Source organism: Streptomyces sp. NPDC048473 (assembly GCF_043200155.1).
Lineage (GTDB): Bacteria > Actinomycetota > Actinomycetes > Streptomycetales > Streptomycetaceae > Streptomyces.
In genome coordinates this window covers 213,087-222,026 of sequence record NZ_JBICXE010000011.1, presented here as the reverse complement: position 1 = coordinate 222,026, position 8,940 = coordinate 213,087, and the positions used below count along the sequence as shown (strand labels likewise).

The 8,940-nt window shown below is 65.9% G+C and carries 11 protein-coding genes and 2 pseudogenes; 4 read left to right on the top strand and 9 right to left on the bottom strand.

From position 1 onward, the window contains the following. Positions 1-96: 96 nt before the first annotated feature. Positions 97-219, top strand: a pseudogene (locus tag ACGFU7_RS20715) (IS5/IS1182 family transposase); the annotation flags it as partial. Between the two features lie 159 nt (positions 220-378). On the opposite strand, the gene ACGFU7_RS20710 reads toward ACGFU7_RS20715, so the two are convergent. The 3 genes from ACGFU7_RS20710 to ACGFU7_RS20700 all read right to left on the bottom strand — a co-directional run bounded on the left by ACGFU7_RS20710 (position 379) and on the right by ACGFU7_RS20700 (position 1,941). After that, positions 379-693 carry a hypothetical protein gene (locus tag ACGFU7_RS20710; RefSeq protein ID WP_393697450.1) on the bottom strand — a complete coding sequence of 105 codons (315 nt, stop codon included), beginning with the start codon at positions 691-693 and terminating at the stop codon, positions 379-381. Positions 694-1,127: 434 nt separating this feature from the next. After that, positions 1,128-1,574: a hypothetical protein gene (locus ACGFU7_RS20705; protein WP_393697449.1), complete on the bottom strand. Its 447-nt coding sequence runs from the start codon at positions 1,572-1,574 to the stop codon at positions 1,128-1,130. Beyond that, positions 1,555-1,941 carry a hypothetical protein gene (locus ACGFU7_RS20700; protein ID WP_393697448.1) on the bottom strand — a complete coding sequence of 129 codons (387 nt, stop codon included), beginning with the start codon at positions 1,939-1,941 and terminating at the stop codon, positions 1,555-1,557. Before ACGFU7_RS20700 ends, ACGFU7_RS20705 begins: the two co-directional genes overlap by 20 nt. An 829-nt stretch (positions 1,942-2,770) precedes the next feature. Between ACGFU7_RS20700 and ACGFU7_RS20695 the strand changes: the two genes are divergently transcribed. Together ACGFU7_RS20695 and ACGFU7_RS20690 are read left to right on the top strand one after the other, a co-directional pair. Further along, positions 2,771-3,409 (top strand): hypothetical protein, encoded by a 639-nt coding sequence (locus ACGFU7_RS20695; protein ID WP_393697447.1) that lies wholly within the window; start codon positions 2,771-2,773, stop codon positions 3,407-3,409. A gap of 442 nt (positions 3,410-3,851) precedes the next feature. After that, the gene (locus ACGFU7_RS20690) at positions 3,852-4,205 is read left to right on the top strand and encodes a beta/gamma crystallin domain-containing protein (protein ID WP_393697446.1); all 354 of its coding nucleotides are present in this window, start codon (positions 3,852-3,854) and stop codon (positions 4,203-4,205) included. A gap of 241 nt (positions 4,206-4,446) precedes the next feature. Here the strand turns inward: ACGFU7_RS20690 and ACGFU7_RS20685 are convergent. Beyond that, positions 4,447-4,608: pseudogene (locus ACGFU7_RS20685) on the bottom strand (N-acetylmuramoyl-L-alanine amidase); the annotation flags it as partial. Between the two features lie 628 nt (positions 4,609-5,236). Here ACGFU7_RS20685 and ACGFU7_RS20680 point away from each other — a divergent pair. Next, positions 5,237-5,872 carry a GNAT family N-acetyltransferase gene (locus ACGFU7_RS20680; RefSeq protein ID WP_393697445.1) on the top strand — a complete coding sequence of 212 codons (636 nt, stop codon included), beginning with the start codon at positions 5,237-5,239 and terminating at the stop codon, positions 5,870-5,872. A gap of 242 nt (positions 5,873-6,114) precedes the next feature. Here ACGFU7_RS20680 and ACGFU7_RS20675 read toward each other — a convergent pair whose 3' ends face one another. The 5 genes from ACGFU7_RS20675 to ACGFU7_RS20655 all read right to left on the bottom strand — a co-directional run bounded on the left by ACGFU7_RS20675 (position 6,115) and on the right by ACGFU7_RS20655 (position 8,745). After that, positions 6,115-6,276, bottom strand: a complete 162-nt coding sequence (locus ACGFU7_RS20675; protein WP_393697444.1) for a hypothetical protein — start codon at positions 6,274-6,276, stop codon at positions 6,115-6,117. 348 nt (positions 6,277-6,624) lie between these two features. Next, positions 6,625-7,077, bottom strand: a complete 453-nt coding sequence (locus ACGFU7_RS20670; RefSeq protein ID WP_393697443.1) for a hypothetical protein — start codon at positions 7,075-7,077, stop codon at positions 6,625-6,627. 87 nt (positions 7,078-7,164) lie between these two features. Then, complete coding sequence (locus tag ACGFU7_RS20665) at positions 7,165-8,007, bottom strand: helix-turn-helix domain-containing protein (RefSeq protein ID WP_393697442.1); 843 nt, start codon at positions 8,005-8,007, stop codon at positions 7,165-7,167. Further along, the gene (locus tag ACGFU7_RS20660) at positions 8,004-8,540 is read right to left on the bottom strand and encodes a DUF6879 family protein (RefSeq protein ID WP_393697441.1); all 537 of its coding nucleotides are present in this window, start codon (positions 8,538-8,540) and stop codon (positions 8,004-8,006) included. The genes ACGFU7_RS20665 and ACGFU7_RS20660 overlap by 4 nt, the downstream gene beginning before the upstream one ends. 1 nt (position 8,541) lies before the next feature. Beyond that, the gene (locus tag ACGFU7_RS20655; protein WP_393697440.1) at positions 8,542-8,745 is read right to left on the bottom strand and encodes a hypothetical protein; all 204 of its coding nucleotides are present in this window, start codon (positions 8,743-8,745) and stop codon (positions 8,542-8,544) included. Positions 8,746-8,940 lie beyond the last annotated feature (195 nt).

Sequence of the window (8,940 nt, the reverse complement as noted above, 5' to 3'; positions counted from 1 at the left end):
TGCTCTCCCAGGCCCCTTACCGCACAACGGACATGACGCCACGTCACTCACGAGACCGGCGAACCGGACCAATCCCAATCACGCAATGCCCCTGGCCGATTCGCCCGCGACTACGAAACCCGGCCACACCGCTCCGAAGCCATCATCCACGTCGCCATAATCGACCTCATAAGCAGACGCCTCACACGCGAATCCACACCGAACTGGCGCGACACCTGAACCTCGAACCAAACACCTCTGCCAGGACAAAACGCTCTTTCAGTGGTGAGGGACTGATCGCGGTGGGCATCGAATGCGAGCATTTCCCATCCGATGCCCGAAGGCGGAGCGCGTACCCGCCGGTGCGAGTTGGCGGGCGGCAGCACAGCCTCGGCTTAATCACGGCGCTGTCGTAAGTGTCTTTCCGCCGGCGTAGATCAGAGATCCAGCTCGGATGTCGGAAAAGACGAACCCGCCGACAGAAAGGCCGACGCCGGTGCCGCCTCGCCCCCACGGTGAGTCCTTGCCGCTGACCGCGTTGACCACGCGAACCTTGCAGTCGACGTTATTGGGGGTGTATCCGTTGACCCAGAGGTTTTCGGTTTCCTTGTTGTAGTGAAGCGCGACCCAATCGCCGCTGTACCACTCGGATCCCGTGTAGCTGATGGTGCATTCAATGTCTCCCCCTGACCACACTTCCTCGGGACATCTCACCGAATTGGCTCCTGGATTCCGGTTGGCGAGGCTGCCGCTTGGCCCGCCAGGGGCAGTGCCAGCATGGCCAGCGCGGCAAGGGAGACGACGGACTTTCTCACTGTTCAGCCATCTGTTGAAGGTGGTGGTTTTGTTGCACGTGCATCAGCTTGGCCTCGCGTGTCATGTGGGCCGCAGAGAGAAGAGGCGCTTGGCCTGAAACGGCCGAGTATTGGCAGCCGTGGCATTGTTGACGTTGAAATGATCGTGTGCCGGAACGCCCGCAGCGCGCGAGTTCGTCGATGTTAGTGGTGATCGTGAACTCCTCGTCTGCCCCGTCAGATCGGGCGGTGCATGGCAGCAAACACGACCACCACGTAAACGAGCACGAGCACGACCGCTGCGGTGACAAGCGGTCGACGGCGTGGGCGAGCGCGGCGGGTGGGCATCCGGCCTCACGTGACTGTGTTAGCGGCATGGGCCGGGCCAGTGACCGGCAGCGGCACCACCGGCCGCAGGGCCAGAATCAGCGACAGCGCGGAGTGATCCGTGAGCCGGGGCTCACTGGTGCGCGGCTCGTGCACGTAGGAGCAGCCGTAGACCGAGGTCACCAGGTCGAGCGAGACATGGGCGTGCTCGTAGCGGCAGCCGTCGCCGGTGGGCCCCACCCACGAGTGCTCGGCCGCATAGGGGTGCATCATCCGGAACGCATCCCGGTAGCCGACACCCCCGAGCCACCCGTAGAAGTCGTACTCGAACTGGTGGAAGAACCGGTATCGGGGGATGTGGTTGGGCTCGATGATGTCGAAGTCGCCGATCACCACCCGGTGGCCGCTGGCGCCCACGGGAACGCCGGCGCGGCAGCCCTCCAGCAACGTCCGCTTACGGGTCGTCTTCGTCACGGGTGGCGTCACGTGAGGGCACGTACAGGCCGGTGACGTCGAGCGGCCCTTCGTCGGTCTGGACGGTCACCGACACGGCACGGTGCGGCGGGTACGCAACCGAGGCCGACCCCGGCTCAAGGGCGACGCGGCTGACGATCATCACCCCGCGCTCTCCCCGCGCCGGGCGGGGGAACACGACGTAGTACCCGGCCGCACCGAACCGGGACTCCAGCAGGTCACATCCGGCGCTGTCGGCCGTCTCAGTCAGGACGATGACCGGCTCCGGGCGGGCCGCGAGGTACGCCAGTTGCCGTTCAGCCCGGTCCCTCGACGGGTTGGTCAGGTTGAACGTCAGCAGGTCCAACGTGCCGGTGTGCCTGGTCACGAGCGTTTCCTCATCCACGATTCTCTGAGCGCCCGGACGACGGCGTGGGCCGTCTGTCCATGCCTGGGAGACGGTTGCCCCGCCCGCACCCCGGCCACCGCCGACCTCGGGTAAGGGCGTGCCCCGCCCGCACCTGGTCGGCGCGATCGTCAGCTGCGAGCGGGAGTCATTGGGCTGGCCAGGACCTGCCCGGCCGGTCCCACGAGGAGCGCACGTATGGCGTGCAGTGGTCCTGCTCTTCTCGTGGTTGGGCTTCGGCGTGCAGAGCGCGCCGGTCTCGGGGTCCATGTCCCAGCAGCAGTGCGTGATGATGCCGCTCGACTCGGTCTTCATCGGCGGGCCTCCCGCCATGCCCGCGTGAGCCTGACCGCCGTGGGACAGGACGCTCTCGCGCGGCATGTCGTGCACGCATAGGTATGGCCCACCAGGACCACGTACGCCTCTTCACCGCGAGAAGGGAGGGCCGGTTTCATCAGCGCGGGAGACACATCGACTCCTTGGTGCAGGTACGACAGCGTCGGGGAAAGATGAAGACGGACGTCCCCTCGCGCTCAAGGCGGGAACCGAGGTCCACAGCCGTCGTGATGGTCAGTGCGGCATGGCACCACACACATGCGGCGCCGTGACGCTGCGGCATCGAAAGCAATTCGAGAGGCGGCACCTGCTCCAGCCGTGTGCTCAACAGAAAGCCTCCGCCGGTAAGCGAAGGCCGCCGCCCGGCCCGAAGGCAGCGCCCAGCGCTGTGGGGTCAGTGAGCACGACGTCTCAGCTCTGTCACAGGCGCAACGGTCTCTACGCCTGGCAGTTCCCTGACTGGCAGTCTCGCCGCGTGGAGATAGCTGAACTCGTACTGGAGTACGTGAAGACCCTGGTGTGGCCTGTGGTCACCGTCGCCCTGGTGTGGGGCCTACGCACCCACATTCAGTACGCATTCACGCGCATGACCAGGTTGGAGACACCAGCAGGTGCGATCGAGTTCGAGGCTGACGCGCGGGAGGTTCGACAGAACGCAGAAGAGTTGTCCACCAGCTCTGCCTCCGACAATCCGGCCTCTCAGGGATCTGATGAACCAAACCCTGAACAGGAGATTCCACAAGTTCCGTCTCCACGGAACGACAACCAGGGATTCGACATTTACGAGTCCGCGAGACTCACGGCTATCCGTTCTCCTGCACTGGCCGTTATCCGCAGCTGGGACTTCCTCCAAGAAGATCTCACCCACGCCCTGAATCAGCGCCGCATCCCCGACCCCCCGGACGGTGCTCGATGGCATCCGAGGGACATTTCGTGGGAGCACTTGCACAGACTGGTCCTTGAGCCCGGAGCGGTGGCCGTTTACATGTCACTGAAAGACCTCTGGGACAGAGCAGCGCACACCCTTACCCTGGTCACTCCTGAAGCCGCAAACAACTTCATCGCCAGCTGCCGCGACCTTTCGTACCAGGTGAATGCCAGATATCACGCATAGCACTCGCCAGGAGACCCCTATCCGCTCAGGTCAAAAGGTTTCACGCAGTGCGCCCGGCCTAACTGATCATTTCAGAATGAGGTTCGGAATCGTCTCAAGTGGGACGTGCACGTCGGCTCCGCCGTCCGCCGGGCCCATCAGCACGCTGCCGGAGCGGCGGGTGGGGCGGGGTCGGCGGGGGTTCGGGCTATTGCTTGCTCAACCGTACGCCACGGCCTTACCTCGGGTTATCACCTTTTTGATGTGTTTTCCCTGGTTATCGCCGGTACAGCCTCGTTCCGTTTGTAGCGTGGAGACAGCATCGTTCGAGCTGCCCGATGGGGTCTCATGGCCGCCTGGCGGGTCGTATCCGGTTGTCGGCTCGACGAAGCACCGTTCCGTCATGACGCAACATCGCCGACAGGGTCGGCCCGTGCGCCGGCCTTCGCGTGAAGGAGAATCTGTGATCTCGAAAAGCAAGAGGGCCGCTCGTTCCGTGGCTGTGGCGCTCGCCACAACTGCCGCGCTCACCGTCAGCATGCCGAGCGGCAACGCCTTCGCCATCGACCACGTCCAATGTGTCGGCGGGGAGAACTTCTTGAAGATCTGGTCGCACTTCGAGGGCCGCCAGAGCGTCGACTGCTACGCGAATGGCGGGAAGACCGACTTCGGCGGGTGGTGGGTCGACCGGATCTCCACGGGCAACAACGACCTGATCTACTACGACGCCAACGGTGACTCGGTGAAGATCGAGCGCTGGCACGACATCACCTTCCCGAACCAGCCACCGAAGGTCGTCGCCATCCAGATCCTGTGACGAGTTGACATCCGGTTGCGGGGAAGGACTGTCCGGCCACGCTCTTCCGGGCGTGGCCGGGACACGATGGCCAAGTCAGAGATCAGATCAATCAGGCAACGACACCGCCCCGTCAGTCACGAGCAGCACGATCAGACGTTGATTGGACCCAGCGGTCCGAATCAGAGTGCTTCGCGAAGAGCCCGAGCGAGGGAGTTGTTCGCAGTCGTTCCTGGATGGTGAACAACGGCCGCGTACACGGTCCGTCCACCGGCCTGGAACCCCAGCGCGCGGGCGCGGTGAGGTGCTCGATCGCTTCGAGCCGGACGTCCGGCCACGGGTCGGCGCCGTCGCCGAGGTTCTCGCACTGAAAGCCGTAGAAGTGCCGGTTCCCGTCGGTGTTCGCCTCGTTGTCCGGCGGCAGGCGCTCTGATCTGCGTGAACTCTCAGCACTTCGGCCCGCCCTGGCCCGTCCTGGCCCGTCTCAAGCTGCTTCAGCCCGCCCTCGTGCTCCCGTGGGAGCACCACGGAAGCCGCGAAAGCGAAGTACGCCCTGACCTGTGGGTATCCCTCCAGTGCCCCACAAGCCCGCACCGGACGCCAAGTTGGCCGAAAGCCTCGGTTCAGACTGGGATGCCCGCCCACAGCGCGCGAGTTCGTCGATGTCAGTGGTGATCGTGAACTCCTCGCCTGTCCCATCGGATCGGGCGGTGCATGGCAGCAAACACGATCACCGCGTAGACGAGCATGAGCACGACCGCTGCGGTGATAAGCGGTCGACGGCGTGCCGGATCGGGCCTGGCTCCATCTCCATCGGGTGCGGCTCCTTCAGAAGGACGGCTTCACAACCACGGACCTGCGGATCCGCAAGTGGTACGTAGCCCTCCGGTCTCCCTGCATGCAACAGCGCCGACCGTGCTGTCGATCTTGGTCGCGGCTGACGTGTCAACCTGCGTCGTTCGCCGGAAGGGTGCCGCCACCGCATACGGAGATGTAATGTGCACATTTGGCGAGTGACTATTACTCAACTGCTGATGACGCGGGAGGATTTGATGGTTGCGGAGTTAGTCGAGACCTGGGTGGCGGGCTGGGCCGTATCGCGGCGGACGCCGCCGCCGGTCGAGATGCCCTGGGGGTTCTACATCGCGGTGGCCGACAGCCCGGGTGAAGTGGGACGCCATGTCCTGCCCGAGGCCGATGAGTTGCGGGTCCGCAGCGCCTCCGCCTCGGTGGCCGTGCCGCGGACCTGGATGAAGATGCCCGTGGAGCCAGAGGTGATCGAGCCGTGGCTGTCCCCCGGGTGGGTGGTGGCGTACGAGGAGACCGGACACCTGATGGTCACCGACCTCATGGCCGCCCACCGGGTCGAGCCAGAGGGATACACCGTGACGGTGGAGACCGTCGGGGCCGTCGTCTTCGCGCGGGTGCTGGACGCGGCGGGCGAGCAGGCGGCCCAGGGACAGATGGCGATGCTCGGGGATGCGGCAGTCGTGGACCGAGTGCGGACCGAGGATGCCCACCGTCGGCGCGGGCTGGGGCAGTTGGTGATGCGCACGCTCGCCGACCATGCCCTGAACGAGGGTGCCGGCCTCGGAGTCCTCGGCGCGACCGACGCCGGACGCGCACTGTACGAGACGCTGGGCTGGAAGAAGCACGCGACCATGGCGGAGTGCGTCTACCGGCCCTGAAGCCCGAAGCGTCAGCCGTACACCCTCGGGCCAGATCTTCCCTTCAGGGGATCCGCACCCATCTCCATCTCGGCCTCCCGGCTTGAGGCCCTGGTCCGTTTTCTCCATGCCAGTCATCGCTTCCGTGTGGAATCCACGTCGGGGAGACAGCTGTCCCGCCCGCACCCCGACCACCGCCGGCCTCAAGTACGGGCGTGCCCCGCCCGCAGCTGGTCGGCGCGATCGTCAGCTGCGAGCGGGAGTCATCGGTTCGGCCACGAGGCGCCCGGCCGGTCCCACGAGGAACGGGCGTACGGGTCGTAGTGGTGGCCCTTGTGCCCAGGCTTATCGGTGCAGCGCCCAGGGCCTTCCGGGTTCTTGTCCCAGCAGTAGCAGGAGATGATGTCCGTCGATTCCGTCTTCATCGGCGGGCCTCCCGCCACGCCCGCGTGAGCTGGACCGCCGTAGGACAGGTCGCCTTCATGCGGCACATCGCGCGCAATTGGGTATGGCGCAGCAGAGTGCGATACGCCTCCTCACCGTCGGAGCTGCGCGGATTGATCACACTCGCCGGGTGGGACACATCGACTCCTTCGGACAGGTACGACAGCGTCGGGGAAAGATGAAGACGGACGTCCCCTCGCGCTCAGGGCGGGAACCGAGGTCCACAGCCGTCGTGATGGTCAGTGCGGCATGGCACCACACACATGCGGCGCCGTGACGCTGCGGCATCGAAAGCAATTCAAGAGGCGGCACCTGCTCCAGCCGTGTGCTCAACCGAACGCCTCCGCCGGTAAGCCCGGACTGCCACCAGGCCCGAACGCGGCGCCCAGCGCGGCCGGATCTGTGAGGTCACCGGAGCCGTCGGGCTTCTCCAGCCACCCCCGGCCGTCGATGTACCGCTCAGCTGGCGGACACCGCAGCATCCACCCCTTGGGGTGGACAGCGAGCCGTCCGAGGTCGGCCAGTACTTCCTCGGCGCCGCACGGGACGAGCCACCATGCAAGGTCGGCTGATGGGTGGACGAGCACCGGGCCGAGACGGTCCGGCCCTATGCGCTGCATCGCGGCGACAGCTCGCATGAGGTCGGCTTCGACCGCCAGCCAGAGCCGGCCCGAAGGCAGCTGGGCGAGCTGGTCCTGCGCCCATACCCGATGAATTCCCACCGGGTCCGGGGCGGAAAGAGCCAGCCACTCCGAGCCCGGATTGCGTGTCCGTGGGACCATGACCAGCACCGTAGGGATGCTGGCATCGAGTTGGCCCGTCGATTGCGCGGGATTGCGCGCGTGGGCCGGCGGATTGAATCCGGTTGCTTATGTGAGGTCCAGCGAGGCCCTCGCTCGGGCGATCAACCTCCGCGCCTGCGGTCCGTGAACCGCCGCTTCGGCGAGCCAGTCCCATGCCCGTTCGTACAGGGCGATGTTCTCCTCGTCGTCGAGCCACATCTCCGCGTTGATCGTCTCGACGATGACGAGCCGCCGGTCGTAGATCCAGAAACCGTGGGTCGGCGCCCGCCGCAACTGTGCGCCGAACGGGATGACACCGATCTCCACGGTGTCGAGCCCAATCAGCCCGGCAAGGCGCTCAAGCTGGGCGGCCATGACCTCGCGCGGGCACGTGAGGACGTGGAGGGCGCCCTCCCAGACGATGAACCGGAACAGGCGTCCCCGCTCGTACAGGGCATCCTGGCGACGGATGCGGGTCCGCACTGCTTCCTCGACGTCCCGAGGGGTCTGCCGGAACTCGGCGTTCGCCTGGAAGGCGTGCCGGGCGTAGTCCGCCGTCTGGAACAGACCAGGAATGCGGGAGACTTCCACCCCGCGAATCATCTGAGTCGCCGCGGTCTCCGCAACGGCCAGTTCCTGCCGAGCCCAATGCCCGCCAGCCAACTGCCGACGCCACGAACGGTACTGGGTCTCCAGACCGGCCAGGCGGCCCTTCAGCTCCTCGGACATGTCGGGACGGCCCACCGCTTGCGACCACGCCATGAGATCGGCGACCGAAGGGGTCTGCTTGCCGTTCTCCAGCCGCGACACCTTCGAACGCTGCCAGCCGAGCACTTCGGCCACGCCCTTGCCGTCGAGGCCAGCCTCGGCACGCAGCTCGCGGAGCCGCGCGCCGAGGGCAACCCGGGCGGATTGAAAGTCGGTGCTCACACGCTGGAACGTACCGCCCTCGCGAAGTCGGCGGTACGGATTGCATGATGCCAAGCGGCATCCCGGGCCTGGCACGCTGCCACGACGTCGACCGGGTCGTCTGTGAGGACCACGCCGCGGGTGGTGTCGTCCTCATCGAATACAAATCGCATCACGGTGCGGGAGTCGAACAGCCAGAAATCGAAGTCCGGCAGGCCGAGCCGAATGGCATCCGTTCGGTACAGGTTGCGGATGTCCTCACCGGCCGCCACGTTCCTGGGGGCTCGCGCGAGCAGGAACTGCTGCCCCTGAGTGGGCGGGTCGTCGACCAGCCGCACCCGCTCGAACCGCGCCCCGGCCGCTGTCTTCGCTGCCACGTTCCGGCGCCAGGAGTCCGGCGGGTCCTGACTGACATCCTCACCGCTCCGCCAGCGGCCCCAGTTCGCCCCGTTCCTGTCAGATGCATAGCCACGGCGGGTTTCCAGACGCCAGGCAGTATGTTCGAAGTCCTCGAAGAAGTGCGTGACTTCCTTGAACGGAATCAGGTCCGGCACGTCACTCCTTGGGGGCGAAGCGGGTCAGCAGCTCACGAGGGATCACTACGAACGTCTCCGACGGCTTCACGTCGCGGAGCTGCTCCAGGTGCTCGGGGTCGGTGAGCCTGTCGCCCTGGACGACGATGTCGCCGGTCTCCTCGACCTCGTAAAGAGTGGGGCAATCGCCATCGTCGCTGGTGGTGCCGATGAACTTGAGCGTCATGTCGCCCTCCATCTGCGCTGGGTGGACGACCAGGATGCGACTGATAGCCGATGCTCGTGCGGCGATTGTGACAGATTGCAGTTCTCGACCCTGGCTGCCTCATTGCGCGCAACGGACACCTCGTCCGGACACGACACGGACACCCTGGACGACGGCGCGGACACGCTGTCCGCCCCCGCCTCGGACACCAGCCCT

Bases quoted from the DNA above. Each gene is read 5' to 3' on its own strand.
- ACGFU7_RS20655 (WP_393697440.1), bottom strand. From the start codon at position 8,745: ATGACGCTCAAGTTCATCGGCACCACCAGCGACGATGGCGATTGCCCC.
- ACGFU7_RS20680 (WP_393697445.1), top strand. From the start codon at position 5,237: ATGGTTGCGGAGTTAGTCGAGACCTGGGTGGCGGGCTGGGCCGTATCG.
- ACGFU7_RS20670 (WP_393697443.1), bottom strand. From the start codon at position 7,077: ATGGTCCCACGGACACGCAATCCGGGCTCGGAGTGGCTGGCTCTTTCC.
- ACGFU7_RS20675 (WP_393697444.1), bottom strand. From the start codon at position 6,276: ATGAAGACGGAATCGACGGACATCATCTCCTGCTACTGCTGGGACAAG.